Below are 14,037 nucleotides of genomic sequence, written 5' to 3' on the forward strand. Positions count from 1 at the left end.
ACGTTTTCAACGTGTACTGAAAGCTCGGTCCGCTCCAGCCGCTGTTCGGTATCTGTTCCGGCCCCCACGCCACGTCGCGCGGTTGTGCGGTCTCAGGGCAGGGCGGGGTCGCACGAAGGGTTTCAAGGGGCGGGGCTGTGACCTGGGAACCGAAGTCTTCCGTAGCCCGTCCCGCGAAAACGTGGGCCGCGCCGGGCCGTCGGGAACCTGCTGTCGGACGCTTGCGGCACGCGCCGGTCGGCGGGCCGTAAGCCTGAGAGCGCCGCAGGCCGGGACGATGAGGTGACGATCCAGGTCGCCGGCACGGGTACGGGCATCACGCCCCCGGCGACCTTGACCGCGTCTTCGAGCGCCTCTGGCGCGCTGACCGCTCCCGCACCAGGCAGCACCGGGGGCAGCGGCCTGGGTCCGGCGATCGTCCGCCAACCACCCGGGCTCACGGCGTCGTGGTCACTGGCGACAGCGTCAACGCGAAGGCTCGGTGTTCACCCTGCGCCTGCTGGTGACAGTCGCCGACAGGCGTCCGCACGGCTGAACCGTGGCTTCCGAACCCGCGTTGCAGCAAAGGGCGCCTGTCACGCGCAGGGTGCCCGCATTGCCAGACGAACCGAAATGAGCCCCGCTTCCGTGATATTGATGACTGCATCGACACAATATGTCTTGGATCTCTTGGGTATTTTCGCCTTTGCTCTCTCGGGCGCGCATCTCAGCGTCCGCAAGGACTTCGACCTATTTGGAACGGTCGTTGTCGCAGAGGCTTCCGGGCTGGGCGGCGGACTGATGCGTGATCTCGTCCTGGACGTGCCCTCCATCGCCTTCACCGACCCCGGGTACCCCGTTGCCCCGCTGGCGGCGGCGTTTCTGACGTACTTCGGAAAACCGTTGCAGCGAGAGCCCTACCTTTTCCGCTTCCTCGACGCCATGGCACTCGGCCTGTTCTGTGTCACCGGGACGATCAAGGCACTGCAACACGGGATGCCGGCCGTGCCTGCGGCGGCCCTCGGTGTCAGCACCGCTGTCGGCGGCGGAGTCCTGGCCAGCGTGGTGTCCAGGGAGCTGCCCCCGATCATGGCCTGGGACGCCGACCTTTACGCCGTGCCGGCCATCATCGGCGCAGCGGCCGTATCGGTGCTGCACGGCACAGGCTCTCTCGACGTGGGCACGGCGACGCTCGCGGCGACCGGGGCCTTCGGTCTCCGGCTACTGGCCATGCACTTCCACTGGAGGTTGCCGCGGTCCACGGCGTGGCGAGTCGGATCCGGGCACAGACGCGCTGCCGTGACGGCCCCCGGCAGGCAAGGAACGCCTCCTCCTGCAGGCTTGCACCGGCCGGTCTTCGACCACAACGAGGACACACTGCGCCTGCGTCTCCTCGACCTGCCGGGGCAGACATCACCAAGGCAGCGCGGCAACGCCGCGCGCACGGTACGGCACCAGCCCGGACTGCACCGGCTCGGCCACCGCAAGTGAGCGGGGACCGGCGGCGGCCGCTCCCAGTCCAGCCGGATCCTGGGCGGACCTACCGTCGGTGCCATGCGTCATGGAGCACGCGGAAAGGCGTCGATGCGCGGGCTGCTGTCCGCCAGCGAGCAGGACACCGTCATGACGCTGGTCACGGCCAGCGCTCGGCACTGTCGTGCTCCTCCGGACCGGCCGGGACAGCACGATCCGAGTGAACGTCCGTCTTCAATCACCAACCTGCGCAGGGACACGCTCGCGGGCCTGTGCGCGTCGGCGTAAGCGGCGTCCTTACACGCCGTCATCGTGTCGTCGTCTGACCGGCGGGCACGGCGAGCAGGGCAACACGCGCCCGCCAGGACGCCGAGCAGCTACGCCGGGACGGACGGAGTGAGGGTGTTGCCAGGACACTGACCCGTAGACAACACGAAGCGGGGGTGCTGGTGCGAGCGCACCCCTTGTCCAGGTCGGCTACCACGCCGGCCACCGCCGCGTTTCGGCTAATCCAGGGTGCAAGCAGCGCGTCGCGGACTCCGTAAGGATGCGAAGGGACGCTTGCACGGGCAGCGGTCGCCTCGCCCCTCTGTCATGATCGGGTCATATCTTGCCCGGCGTCGACACACCACCGGGCACTCGGTGGGCAGGGGCGCAGCGAGCCTCGGGGATTGGCCTGCGAGGCCTCCCGGCAGAGCGACAGCCCAGCGCCTGCCCGCACCACTGCGCACAGGCGCGCGTTCATGAGCTTCGCAGGGTGACGCGGGCATCGGGCTGATGCCCCAGTTTCCCCTGGCCGTTCCAGCCCTCGGGCCGAGGAAGGCTTCGTGGATGTCGTCGCGTCGTTCCCAGAGGATGCTGACGGCTTTGTCGGCAGTTGATGTTGAGGCGTGCTGGCCCGGGGGTTCGGCTGGTAGGTGATTCAGCAGGCCATCGGGCTGACGGGCACGAGTTCCGTGCTCGGCTTGTGCCGGGTGGGCCGCTGGGCGGCGCGGTCCGAGATCAGGCTGGCGACGGCCCGGTGGGTGGCTGCGTAGTGTTCGCGGCGTCCGAGGAAGCGTTGCAGCGGACGCCATTGCTTGTGCTCGGCGTTGGCGTGTTCGACGCAGATCCGGCGTGAGGACTGGCGGCGGCGCCACTCGCGCCAGGCGTACTGCTCGCCGAGCGGTGGGTCGTTGTCCTTCGGTTTCCTCGGCGGCGCGCTGATCTGGTCGGCAAACTTGTTGGCCAGGCCCCGGTAGCCCTCGTCGACCTCGGCCTTCACGGCCGGATGGAGGCGGAACTGTTCGGCGATTCCCTCGGAGCGCATGGCCGTCTGGTCGTGCATTCTTCCGGGCCGATCGGCGCCGGACCACAGGGTGCGGCCCTAGTGGTCGCTGATCGTGGTGGTCTTGACGGTGTTCTGCTTCTTGCCGGAGACGAACGCACAGCGGCCGGGGTGGTGGGCTTCGGGCGCCGGACCTGGGTCTCGGTGCCATCGATCCGCAGCTTCACGCCCTCAGCGTCGGCATAGGCGAACACATCCGCGAGAGTGCGTAGCCGCAGGCCGGGCCGGTCGGGGACGGCGAAGCCCCGGTCGGCGAGCAGAGGACGGATCTCTCCGATGGCCTCGGTGACGGTGGAACGGCCCACCGAGTACAGCTTGGCGAGCGCGGCATGCGGGAGCTGTGTGCGCAGATGGACCAGCGTGACCAGGACCCGGTCGGTGAAGACCAGCTTGTGCTTGCGCCCGGCCCCGGGGCACGGCGCCGCTCGCCGCCCCGACTCTCACGCAGTGCGGACTCCCGACGGGCCCGCCAGGCAGGAGCCAACTCCTCGATCAAACCGCCGAGATGTGCACGGGAGATGCCGGTGAAGACAGGATGGGACAAGGCCGCACAGGCCCACTTCGTACTCACACCCGAAGAACCCGTGCGGCTGTCTCCACGTCACGGCCTGTCACTGTGCGTCCTTGGTCGGCGGGCATGGGCGGCGTTCCTGCTCCGTCACAGGAACGCTGAAATCGCTTCCAAGAACGCCTCCGGCGCCGCGCGGTGGATCAGGTGGCCAACCGGGATGGTGACCGTGTGCCCGCCGGGGATACGCCGGGCCAGCTCGGCGATACCGTCCTGGGGCACATGGCTGCGTGGGCCGCCGGCCACCACCAGGGTCTCGGCGGTGATTTCGCTGAGTCGCTCCAGCCACCTGGGGTCAGGCATGTCGATTTGGCGCCTGATGGCCAGCACCATCTCCCAGTCGAAGGTCAGGTCCCCGTCCGGCCTGGTCGGGGTGGTCTGCTCCCGGGGGCGCGGGATAGGAACGTCCTCCAGGACGAGCCGGCTCACCCGCTGCGGATGGTCCTCCGCGAGCATGTAGGCCACGATCCCGCCCATGGAGTGCCCAATAAGTTCCACTTGACCAAGCCCCAGCGTGTTGAGGAACCGAAGCACGTCGGCCAGCATGAGTTCGAGCGAGTAGTCCCCCGGCCAGTCGCTTCGGCCATGACCGCGAAGATCGAGGGCGTACACCCGTCGGCTGCGGGCGAGGACGGGCACCACCGTCTCCCAGTCGGTGGCATCCTCGCCCAGCGCGTGCAACAGGACGAGCGGCGGAACATCCGACGGACCCGACACCTGATAGGCCAGCCGGACCCCTCCCACGTCGACCGAGCGTTGATCAACCATGTCCCGGACGATGTGCGGAACAGTCCTGCCGGAGTTCCGACGTTCACTAACGGCCGAAAACACCAACCACGGCGAGACCTCGGGGGACTGAGCCGCACGGCCCGGCCCCCGGTCTTCAATAGCCGACCACGTCGTTAGGCGGCGGAAACCGTGCAGCCAGGAGATCGTTCGCTTCACGACCCAGCAGGTCGTCCAGGCCGAAGCCATGTGTCTGACCGCGTTCGGCGGTAGCCGGCCGGATGCCGCGCTGCCACAGCAATCGCCGGCGTTTGTTGTGGTCGTGGCCGCGGTCCGCGAAGACCATGCCTGGCTGTCCGCGTGGTCGCCCGAGGGCGCCGGAGACTGCGGGAACCTTGTCCAGCAGAGAGATCCGCTGGGTGACGTCGTTGCGGGTTCCGCTGGTCAGGGACACCATGAGCGGGATGTCCTGGCCGTCGACCAGGAAGTGGTGCTTGCCGCCCGGTCGCGCTCGGTCGACCGGGTTGGGACCACTTCGGGCCCTGCAGACCGCCCGCAGACGGGAGGAGCCGATCACCGCCGGCGACCGGTCCAGCCCGCTTCGCCGACCGCAGCCTCTTCAGCAGCATCAGGTGCAGCGTCTCCTACACGCCGGCCTCGTTATGACGGCTCTCGCGCTGCACGCCGCGCGTGCGGTTCCCCGATCGCTGGCTCGTGATCGATCTGCGGCGCATGGGCGACGCTCGCTGACACCAGCCGGGCCAGTCTCCTGGTGTCGCCCTGCTGGCCGCGGGGCGCCCTGACGACGCCCGGGATGCTTTCGTTCGATGTATTTCCCTGGGGCGGTGGCCGATCCTGCTCCCTGAATCGGGCGCGTGAACGGCTTGCCGAACTGGACCTCCGTGACGCTCTTGGCCCTCGGGGTGGAGTGGCCAGGCGGTGCCGGCCGGCGGGGCGCGACCGGTTTCGGCGCTCTGCCGGGAGCGTGGAGATGCGCCTTCGGGCGAGGGGCCAACAGACATTGAGGGAGATCGCGACCGCGTCTCAAGCAAGGCGCTCAAGTGGTGAACCGGAGCGCCCTTTCCCACGTTGCGATGAATGGACGTGCGTGCGTCCCTGCGATGCCGCCCTGTGCTGTGGCCCTCGGCGGCACTACCCACCATGGAAGGAACAACTCACCAGTGAAGCGCTTCATCACACGCCTCGCGGTAATCGTGGCGGCCGGATCCATAGCCGTTGTGCTGCCTGCTTCGTCGGCGTCCGCCATCAACCGCGTCAGCTGCACTGAAACGGGTTACCTGACGGTTCACAACGCAGGCGGCTCCCTCTGCTTCGCCAACGCGGGTGTGGAAAGCGTGGCGATCTACGGCGTGGACCGGATCTGGACCGGTAACAACAAGGTCACGTTGGAGTACGTGCCGAGGCTGGGCGCGCCGGCGACCAGCGAGACCGTTGAGAAGTGGAGTTTTGGGAAGGTCACCGGCGAGCCCATCCACAAGATCACGAAGATCAGGATCTGGTAGCACCCGTCGCCCCGAATGAAGTGACAGCGGGTCCTCGTCAGCGATGGCCGGGTGGCGTCGCTGCCGATGCCTCGGGTTCGGGGGCGTGTGACACGTTCGGGCCGCTGGTGGAGGTCAGCGGTGTTGTTGCCGGGGCCGGCACGGTGGCGACCGCGGCGGCCGAGGGTGTCTTCGGGGATTTCGCAGCCTGCGCCCGGTGTGCGCCGGCTGCGGACCGAAGTTCACCGACGGACCGGTGGAAGGCCTGCATCGCGGTCGCCTGGGGCCGCAGGGACAGCCGCTCGCACCTGTGTGGCGACTGCAAGGCCCGGGCGCTCGAAGATTCCCCTTGGTGCCGTGGGGAGGGCGTGGCACTTCGCCCTCCTGCACGGGGGTCGGGTCTTACGCCCGGGGGATCGCGGTGGCGCTTCGTCGGACGCGGGTGGTGGTGCGCTTGTAGAGGCGGGTGCCGAGGGTGTGCCACAGGAGGCGGGCGGGGGCGGGCATCTGCGTAAGGAAGAGCTGGCGTTCCTGGACGGTCGTGTCCTCGAGGATCGCGCCGAGGAAGATCAGGAGCCTCGGGCCACGGGAGGCCAGAGCCTCACGACCGCCGTCCCGCCACAGCTGCTGCCACTCGTAGGCCGACTTCCGGCTCACCCGCAGGCGCCGTGCCACCTCCAACGGCTTGATCTTCTGCTCGAACAGCTCGGCCGCCTGCAGCCGTACCGCCTCACGGCGCCGACGCCCCGCGGGCGTCAGCCCCGCCCCCATCCGCCTACCTCACACGCCAGGAGATACAACCAACCGCGCCGCAACATCAGGGACTTCGAGACGGATCACCCTAACGAGCCGAAGTCAGTAACGACATGATCTCCGAGGTGGTTGGATCACTCCGGGACTGATGATCCGGGATGCGGGGGGTGCCTCTATGTCCTTCGTCAAGCAAGCCGTGGGGTTCTGGGTTCGTAGAAGGTTCCGTCGCGGAGCATGGCGAACAGGACGCTGATGCGGTGGCGGGCGAGGCGGAGGAGGGCCTGGGTGTGGGTTTTGCCGCGGGCTCGGCAGCGGTCGTAGTAGCTGCGGGAGGCGGGATCGTGCAGGGCGGCGAACGCGGAGAGGAACATCGCCCGTTTCAGCTGCCGGTTGCCGCCTCTTGGGGCGTGTTCGCCGTGGATCGAGGTGCCCGACTGCCGGGTGGCCGGGGCGAGGCCGGCATTAACGCTCTGAAGTGGCCCCACTTTTCCGGTCGAACTGGCCCCGGATCGAGGGATGAAGGGGTGGAGTTCCGGCTTGGGCTGGCCCTGGGTTCCGGCCTGGGCTGGCCCCGGTTGGTGGCGACGGAGCTTGTGACCGGGCACGTTGTTATCTGCTGAAGGCGAAGCGGCGAGTGGGAGGCTTCGGCGGTGCCTAGGTTGTTCGTATGGAGATCGTTGAGCTGTTGCCGGAGCTGCATATGCTCCGTTTCGAGGTCGGGCAGGCGTATCTGTGGCGTGACGCGGATGGGCTCACGTTGATCGACTCTGGGGTTGCGGGGGCCGGTCCGGCAGTCGCCGATGCCATTCTGAGCATCGGCTCGAAGCCCGGGGACCTGCGGCGTGTCGTGCTCACCCACTTTCATGAGGACCATGCTGGCGGTGCTGCCGAGATCGCCGCGTGGGGAGGGGTCGAGGTGTTCGCGCACCGTTTGGACGCCGGGGTGATCCGCGGGGAGTCACCGGCTCCGCCACCGGTCTTCACGGATGCTCCGGACTGGGAACGTGCCTTGTTCGAGAGCAAGCCGAAGCTGCCACCGGCACCGCCGGTGCCGGTGGACCATGAGGTCGGTGATCAAGATGTGCTTCCCTTCGGTGGCGGGGCTCGCGTGGTGGCTGCGCCGGGTCATACTCCGGGCAGCACCGCGTTTCATCTCCCTGCCTTCGGGGTGCTCTTCCTGGGCGACGCTGCAGCGAACGTGGGAGGCAACACCATGGTCGGCGTGTTCAACACGGACCGCTCTCGTGCACTGGAAACCTTGAGGGCCTTGAGCCGACTGGATGCGGAGGTGGCCTGCTTCGGCCACGGCGAGGCGATTGTGGGATCGGCTTCGGCGGCTCTGCGGGCTGCGGCAGCGTCCCCGAGCGGCAGTTGAGGATGCAGCCGACAGGACGGTGGATCATTTATCTGAGCGTTGCTGCTTGGCTTTGGTCAGGGCAAGGCGGTAGGACTCGGTGCCGGTCTCGATGATCGTGCCGTTGAAGGTGAGGCGGTCGACGATTGCCGCGCAGAGCCGCGGGTCGGTGAAGGTCCTCGTCCAGCCTCCGAACGACTCGTTCGAGGCGATGGCCACGCTGTTCTTCTCCTCGCGTTCGGTCAGAACCTGGAACAGCATCTCGGCTCCGCGACGGTCGAGTTCGAGGTAGCCGAGTTCATCGATGCAGAGCAGGTCGACGCGTCCGTAACGGGCGATGGTCTTGGTCAGCTGCTTGTCGTCGGCTGCCTCGACCAGCTCGTTGACCAGTTTCGCGGCGAGCACATATCGGACCCGGAAGCCGGCCATCGCTGCGGCCGCTCCCAGGCCGATCAGCAGGTGCGACTTGCCGGTGCCGCAGTCTCCGATCAGGCAGAGCGGCTCGCCCTTCTTGACCCATTCGCAGGTCGCGAGGTTGTTGATCAGGGCGGGGGTGACGTTCTCGTTCGCGGTGTAGTCGAAGTCGGACAGCCACTTCTGGAGGGGGAAGCCGGCCGCGCGGATACGCCGTTCTGACCGGCGGCGGTCGCGGTCCTCACACTCGGCCATCAGCAGTTCGGCCAGGAAACCGCGGTAGGACAGGTGCTCGCGTCGGCGCGGGCGACGGTGTCGGGGAACTGGGCCCGCATGGTCGGCAGCCGCAGCACCCGGCAGGCGGTGTCGATCGCGGCGTCGGAGGCGGGTTCGGTCAGCGTGTGGTGCGGGCCGGTCATGGCGCTTCCCTTCGAGGATGGTGCAGCAGTTGGTCCCAGCGGTCGAGGGCAGGCAGCGGCCGCTGGTCGGCGGGCAGCCGGGCGGCCCGACGTTCGGTCAGGCTGCGCAGCTGCAGGTCGGGCGGTCTGACCGGCTCGGACAGCGGTGTGGTGGCGGTGACGGTCGGCGAGCGGCCCTCGGACTCGGCGGCCTTGCGGGCCTCCAGCGCGACCATGTCCGCAGTGCAGACACCGATCGCGAGGGCGGCTCGGATACCGGCGACCATGTCACGGTGCTGCAGGTGCCGGTGCAGCAGCAGGACGTGAACCAGGGCCTTGGTCCCCTCGCTCTCGCCCAGGCCCTGCTTGGCTGCGGACCAGAACGCCTCGTGAGCCGGGGTGAAAGTGCCCTCGCGACGGGCCTGGTCCAAGGCTTCGGAGCCGGCCAGCGCGCCCGGCTTGGCCAGCAGCACTTCCAGGAAGTGATCCAGCACGAGCCGCTCGGCGCCTTTCGTGGTCAACCTGGGGTGGCGGGCGATCTCGGTGCGGCCGTGGAAGACCACCACCTCGCTGGATCGCAGCATCACGTGAACGGTGCGGCCGATGAACCGGACGGGTACCGAGTAGCGGCAGACCCGGACCGCGACCATGCCGTAACGGTCGACTCGCGGGGTGAACGCGATGCCGGTCTCGAATCCTTCCTCGGGCAGCGGCAGCAGCAGAGGGGCCTCCTGGGCGAAGTCCTGGCCGATGGTGCGAATCCGCATCCCGATCCGCCTGGCCTCCTCCGCCTGCTCGAACTCCGCGAAGCGGGCGTTGAGCTCATCCAGGGAGTCGACCCGCGGCACCGGCGTCAGATAGTTGCGGCGCCAGTAACCGACCTGGCCCTCCACGCCTCCCTTCTCGTGGGCGCCGCGAAGTCCCGGCTCGCAGTAGAACGCAGTGATGCCGAACCGCTGCCGAAAGTCACTCCAGCGCGGATGCTCTTCTCGCGACCGGCTCTTGCGGATCACCCTCGACACGGCCGGGGAAAGGTTGTCATAGCGGATCTGACCGCCCGGGACCCCGCCCAGCGTGCGAAACGCGTGGACGTGCCCTTCCAGAAACGCTTCCTGACCGCAGGAAGCTGTGATGCGGTGCACCGCCTTGCCCGAGTAGGCCAGCCGCACCGCGAACACGAAGCACTTGGTGCGCTCGCCAGCCAGATCGACCCACGCCTCGCCGAAGTCAACCTCGGCATCCATACCCGGCTGGTTGTGCCGGATCACGAACCCCGCCGAGGGCGCCGCTCCGGCCGCCTCCGCTATCTCCTGACGACGCCGACTCACGTAGTCCCACACCGTCGTATAAGCGATGTCGGCTCCGAGCTCCTGCTGAAGCCGCGTCATGATCCGCTTGACGGTGTGCCGCTGCTTCGGCGGCGCGTCCAGATCTTCCAGCAGCCACTGGTCGATCGTCTTCTTGAACGGCTCCAGCCGAGGCGAATGCCGCCGCGGCGTCCGCCGCGGAGCAGGCACAGTCGACGACAGTGCCCCACGATCACACCGGCCGGGTCAACCTCAGCGCATAAGAACTCTCGAACCTGAGACAACATCAGCTGCCATGAGATAAAGCCCCACGACAGTGCTCCCGCCCATCAATCTCTCACTTCATGACAGTGGCCCGCCCACTCACAAACAGCCGCTGACCAGCCCCGGAACACCCCACCCCAGAACGCCACCACCGACACCAACCCGAGAGATCGCACCAGCACAGTCGGCATGCCCGGTCACGGTTGACCGCCACCGTGCGCGCACACCACGCACACGGCTCTTTCGGGCCGGTCCGCGAGAATTTGCGGTGCCAGGCCAGACAGCCCCAGCAGCGCCAGCGCGAGGCCTGGCTGGTGCCCCACGCGAAGCAGTCCGGGCACGTATCGCGCCGCTCGGGCGAAAACGGGTGGCAGCCCGTGCACAGGCTCTGGTGGTAGAAGAACCCTGTCCTCCCGCATGCCGTGCACGGCGGCGGCGTATGCGGGCCCCCGGGCAGACACGCGAAACAGACATCGACGCGCGGGACGGTGAACGCCGCCGGCCGAATCCCGCGCCCCGGACACACCGCGGGCCGGCCCCGACGCCTGGCCAGATCCCTTGCCCACTGCGCCTCCCGCCCGCCGGCCCCCACGCTCAGCGCTGCGCGCCCGGCAGGCGCGACCTGCTGCCGCATCGACCCTCCCTTCCCCAGGCGTGTGCCGCACCCCTGCGGTCCGGCCGGAGGCAGACCGCAGAGCGGTACACCACCACCGGCGGCTTTGAGGCCCTCCCCGGTTCTTCGAGAGCGGGCCGCCGGCTCTTCGAGGGCGGGCCGCCGGCTCTTCGAGGGCGGGTCGCCGCTTCTTTAGGGGCGGGCGGCCTACACCGGCGGCAGTGACGGCCGCACCACGCCACCCCCGCCAGGCCCCTCCCCCCGGAGCACTCCCCCGGGCCCGGCGGCCGGCTCCCCACCGGCCCACGTACCAGACCCTGCCCCGGCCGGGCCCGGCTCGGCCGGCCGCGGCGACCGGCCGGCCGACGTGTCCAGGACGAGCAGCCCGGCCGCGTCGCAGCCCAACACCCGGCACAGCACCTCCACGTCGTCCAGGCGCACCGACACCGGGGCCACCGTCGCCGACCACAGCACGGACATCTTCCCCGCGCTGATCTCGAGCCCCGCCTGCGCCAGCAGCCGGCGCATCTGAACCGCCTTGAACACGCCCCGCTCGGCCGCCCGCAGCCGCAACTCCCACCGCATGTACTCCACCGCCTTCCTCGCCCTCACAGCGGCCCCGCCGCGCCGGCCGCATACGGATCCGCATCCAGCAGACGCCCGGCGACCCGGGCGTTCGCCTCACGCCAGCACCGCTCGATCCGCTCCGCGGGCACATGCACATAACCCGCCGTCGTCGACAGCCACACATGCCCCAGCAACGCCCCGATCGCCTCCAGCCCCACACCCCGCTCATACAGGTGCGAAGCGCAGTAATGCCTCAGCGAGTGCGGCGTCAGCCTGCCCGACCACGCCGGCAGCCACCGCCCGACCGCGACCGCCAGCCCCTGCCGCAGCGTCACCGCGCATGCCGCGCACCACCCGCCGCCCGCCGCCCGCCGCCGGCTCGGCAGCAACACCGCCCGCCCACCGGCCGGCCCGTCACCGAACTGCGGCCGTACCTCGGCCAGCCACCAGGCCAGCAGCCGGTCCACCCCATCGACCGTCGGCACCAGCCGCTGCCTGGGCCCGCTGCCCCCGGCGCCCTTCCCGCAGCGCACATGCAACACCCCGTGCGCGCCCATCTCGGGATAGAAGTCCCCCACCTCAAGGCAGACCGTTGATCCGCAAGCCCACCCGCCGCCACAACGACGCCGCCACATAATCCCGCGCCGCCACCAGAAAACCCCGACCCCGCACGCACGGCAGCCAGGCCCGCCACGCCCCGAACAAAGCCTCCACCTCCCCCTCCGAGGGCGGGATCCGCACCGCCCCGGCCAGACGCCGGGGCCGGTTGAACTCATCGACCGGCCGCGGCACCGGCCCACCCGTCACCTCCTCAACCCAACCCCCGTGCCGGGCCTCCACAAAGGCATAAAACCGGAACACCGCCTGCGCCATCACCCCCCGCGTCTGCGTCCCCGCACCACGCTCCCGAGCCCCCGCCAGCCAACCGTCCACATCCACCGGCCCCACCTCCCACACCGGCACCCCAGCGAACGCCAGCAACTCACCCACCCACACCCGCTGCTGACCCGCCCACCGATCCGTCACCCCCCGCGCCGCCAACGCCAACACAAACTCATCCACCCACCCCGCCCCACCGTCCGCCGCCGCACCCACAGCCATCACCCACCCAGGCTCCAACACGACCACCGCGATGCACGACGAAAGTTCACTATTGCCGAACAACCGGCCATAACCCCGACCTAGGACCCACCCACCCCGACCAGCAACGACCCCACAAGGCCGAACCTGACCTTTCAGGTACAGGTGCCTCGTCCCCCCTCTCGCTCTGGGTGGGTGGGTCACCAGGTAGAGGTGCGAGGCTTCACGGAAAGCGCACTGCGCTGCGGAGGGTATCCAGGGGGAGGGCTGGCCCTCAGCCTTTGGCTTCTCCTGGTCGGCCCGAGGCGTATGGGCTGCGGCTTCCCGGACCAGGGCCGTCACCTCTCGCGCTTCCTGCGGGGGAGCTTCTGGACGATGCAAGATACCGGCTCATGACCTGCGGTCCTCGGCATCTGCCTGCCGGGGCGTGGTCCAGCCGTGGTGAACCCCGTACGACTCCCGATCATCCGTCCTGGTCACCTCGGGGGTGTCAAAGCCCTGGGTCAGGATCAGACTGCGCAGGGTGCTGTACCCGAACAGCATGGTCGCGGCCGCGGTGAAGTACAAGCGGAGGTCAGATGCCCTCAAGCCGTCGCCGGTCCCCAGCTCATGCACGAGGCCCCAGCCGCTCAACACGGCCAGCAGGGCCCATACCGGCCACAGCAGCCGGTGTGTACGCCGCCGCTGCCGTACGTCGGCCGCGGACCGGAGCACCACCCGTAACCGCGCGTTGCAATGCTCGCAAAATACGCTTCTCGCATTCGGCCGCTCCGCGAACCGGTCCAGGCTGGCCACCTCGGCGTTGACCAATGTCGCTGTCTGTGTGCTGTCACCGACGTGCCGCGTTACGCAGGTGTGCGTGATGCTGTACCGGAATCTGTCCGAGATCTCGCTCCCCACAGCGCCTCCCCGCTCTCCCGGCTCCCGCCGACTTCCTTCCCGCTCTTGACAGTTCACACCCGCGGGCGGCGGGGATGGGTCCAGTTGGCAAAAAGGCTCGCCGGTCAGCGAGGCTGACGTTGCCCGGTCAGATCGTCGGGGAGGCGGACACGGCCGAGGAAGCCGTTGCTCTCTGGTCGTCGCTGGCCTGCCGCCAGGCTGCGGCCCTGCCGTCGCCGAGGGCCGGGAGGAACTCAACCGGGTCGACACGGCCCCGGCGGACCAGACCCCGGAAGACGACGAGCGGCGTTCTTACGCATCAGACCAAATCGGCTGATAAATCGCATATCCGGCCCGTCTCAATCGATCCGGTCGCCGCAGCTCACAGCGCACGGCAAGTCCCCGGCCCATCCGTCGCCCGGCCGGGACACCCCGGCTTGTTCCTGGGCCTCGTGCAGCGGTGTGCGGGCCGGGCGGCGGCCGTCGCCGACAACGGTCTCGCTCAGGTAGTAGCGGTACATCTGACCGGCTCGGATGACCCTGGTATCCACTGTCATGAACACCCTGTCACACGGCTCTGACCTGCGAGAAAAGACCGATGAGTGGTACGACCCGCCAGGCGGGTGCCGTGGCCGACCTTTCTTCTCAGGTGCCCGTCAGGCGGGGAAGCGGCCCCGGGTCGGACGCGAATGTCATCGCTCTCCAGCCAGTCCGGCGGGCCACCGCCTTGGGTTCTTGCATGAGTGAGGGGGGGGGGGGCGGCGGGGGGGGCGGGGGGGGGGCGTGGACGCTTCCGGGGCGCCGTGCCGGGTGCGGCCCGGGTGTCGTCGGCG

13 protein-coding genes and 3 pseudogenes are annotated in these 14,037 nt (G+C 69.0%); 4 read left to right on the forward strand and 12 right to left on the reverse strand.

The genetic code is table 11. The annotated features are described in order from the left end of the window. The first annotated feature begins 636 nt into the window (after positions 1 to 636). Together ACFVYK_RS31460 and ACFVYK_RS31465 are read left to right on the forward strand one after the other, a co-directional pair. On the forward strand, positions 637 to 1,470 hold the full coding sequence (locus tag ACFVYK_RS31460) for a trimeric intracellular cation channel family protein (protein WP_389779871.1): 834 nt from the start codon (positions 637 to 639) through the stop codon (positions 1,468 to 1,470). Positions 1,471 to 1,533: 63 nt separating this feature from the next. After that, entirely contained in the window at positions 1,534 to 1,740 is a 207-nt protein-coding gene (locus ACFVYK_RS31465) for a hypothetical protein (protein ID WP_389779873.1), read from the forward strand. Positions 1,741 to 2,374: 634 nt separating this feature from the next. On the opposite strand, the pseudogene ACFVYK_RS31470 reads toward ACFVYK_RS31465, so the two are convergent. The 3 genes and pseudogenes from ACFVYK_RS31470 to ACFVYK_RS31480 all read right to left on the reverse strand — a co-directional run bounded on the left by ACFVYK_RS31470 (position 2,375) and on the right by ACFVYK_RS31480 (position 4,650). Beyond that, positions 2,375 to 3,350, reverse strand: a pseudogene (locus ACFVYK_RS31470) (transposase family protein). Between the two features lie 87 nt (positions 3,351 to 3,437). Then, a complete protein-coding gene (locus ACFVYK_RS31475) occupies positions 3,438 to 4,115 on the reverse strand; it encodes an alpha/beta fold hydrolase (RefSeq protein WP_389779875.1) in 678 nt (225 codons plus the stop codon). A gap of 115 nt (positions 4,116 to 4,230) precedes the next feature. Next, on the reverse strand, positions 4,231 to 4,650 hold the full coding sequence (locus tag ACFVYK_RS31480; RefSeq protein ID WP_389779877.1) for a transposase: 420 nt from the start codon (positions 4,648 to 4,650) through the stop codon (positions 4,231 to 4,233). A 604-nt stretch (positions 4,651 to 5,254) separates the two neighbouring features. Here ACFVYK_RS31480 and ACFVYK_RS31485 point away from each other — a divergent pair. After that, positions 5,255 to 5,596 (forward strand): beta/gamma crystallin domain-containing protein, encoded by a 342-nt coding sequence (locus ACFVYK_RS31485; RefSeq protein ID WP_389779879.1) that lies wholly within the window; start codon positions 5,255 to 5,257, stop codon positions 5,594 to 5,596. A gap of 381 nt (positions 5,597 to 5,977) precedes the next feature. Here ACFVYK_RS31485 and ACFVYK_RS31490 read toward each other — a convergent pair whose 3' ends face one another. Then, the gene (locus tag ACFVYK_RS31490) at positions 5,978 to 6,346 is read right to left on the reverse strand and encodes a helix-turn-helix domain-containing protein (RefSeq protein WP_389779880.1); all 369 of its coding nucleotides are present in this window, start codon (positions 6,344 to 6,346) and stop codon (positions 5,978 to 5,980) included. 167 nt (positions 6,347 to 6,513) lie between these two features. Further along, a pseudogene (locus ACFVYK_RS31495) lies at positions 6,514 to 6,789 on the reverse strand (transposase); the annotation flags it as partial. Between the two features lie 206 nt (positions 6,790 to 6,995). Between ACFVYK_RS31495 and ACFVYK_RS31500 the strand changes: the two are divergent. Beyond that, a complete protein-coding gene (locus tag ACFVYK_RS31500) occupies positions 6,996 to 7,703 on the forward strand; it encodes an MBL fold metallo-hydrolase (protein ID WP_389779881.1) in 708 nt (235 codons plus the stop codon). Positions 7,704 to 7,727: 24 nt separating this feature from the next. Here the strand turns inward: ACFVYK_RS31500 and istB are convergent. The 7 genes and pseudogenes from istB to ACFVYK_RS31535 all read right to left on the reverse strand — a co-directional run bounded on the left by istB (position 7,728) and on the right by ACFVYK_RS31535 (position 13,755). Next, positions 7,728 to 8,515: pseudogene (gene istB / locus ACFVYK_RS31505) on the reverse strand (IS21-like element helper ATPase IstB). Further along, positions 8,512 to 10,011: an IS21 family transposase gene (gene istA / locus ACFVYK_RS31510; RefSeq protein ID WP_389779883.1), complete on the reverse strand. Its 1,500-nt coding sequence runs from the start codon at positions 10,009 to 10,011 to the stop codon at positions 8,512 to 8,514. The pseudogene istB and the gene istA overlap by 4 nt, the downstream one beginning before the upstream one ends. Before the next feature lie 874 nt (positions 10,012 to 10,885). After that, on the reverse strand, positions 10,886 to 11,263 hold the full coding sequence (locus tag ACFVYK_RS31515) for a helix-turn-helix domain-containing protein (protein WP_389779896.1): 378 nt from the start codon (positions 11,261 to 11,263) through the stop codon (positions 10,886 to 10,888). A gap of 23 nt (positions 11,264 to 11,286) precedes the next feature. After that, positions 11,287 to 11,823 (reverse strand): tyrosine-type recombinase/integrase, encoded by a 537-nt coding sequence (locus ACFVYK_RS31520; RefSeq protein ID WP_389779885.1) that lies wholly within the window; start codon positions 11,821 to 11,823, stop codon positions 11,287 to 11,289. A 1-nt stretch (position 11,824) separates the two neighbouring features. Continuing rightward, entirely contained in the window at positions 11,825 to 12,307 is a 483-nt protein-coding gene (locus ACFVYK_RS31525) for a hypothetical protein (RefSeq protein ID WP_389779886.1), read from the reverse strand. A 408-nt stretch (positions 12,308 to 12,715) separates the two neighbouring features. Then, entirely contained in the window at positions 12,716 to 13,225 is a 510-nt protein-coding gene (locus ACFVYK_RS31530) for a hypothetical protein (protein ID WP_389779888.1), read from the reverse strand. Between the two features lie 338 nt (positions 13,226 to 13,563). After that, on the reverse strand, positions 13,564 to 13,755 hold the full coding sequence (locus ACFVYK_RS31535) for a hypothetical protein (RefSeq protein WP_389779890.1): 192 nt from the start codon (positions 13,753 to 13,755) through the stop codon (positions 13,564 to 13,566). Between the last annotated feature and the right edge of the window lie 282 nt (positions 13,756 to 14,037).

The sequence above is a fragment of the Streptomyces sp. NPDC058291 genome, assembly GCF_042880855.1.
Taxonomy (GTDB): Bacteria; Actinomycetota; Actinomycetes; order Streptomycetales; family Streptomycetaceae; genus Streptomyces.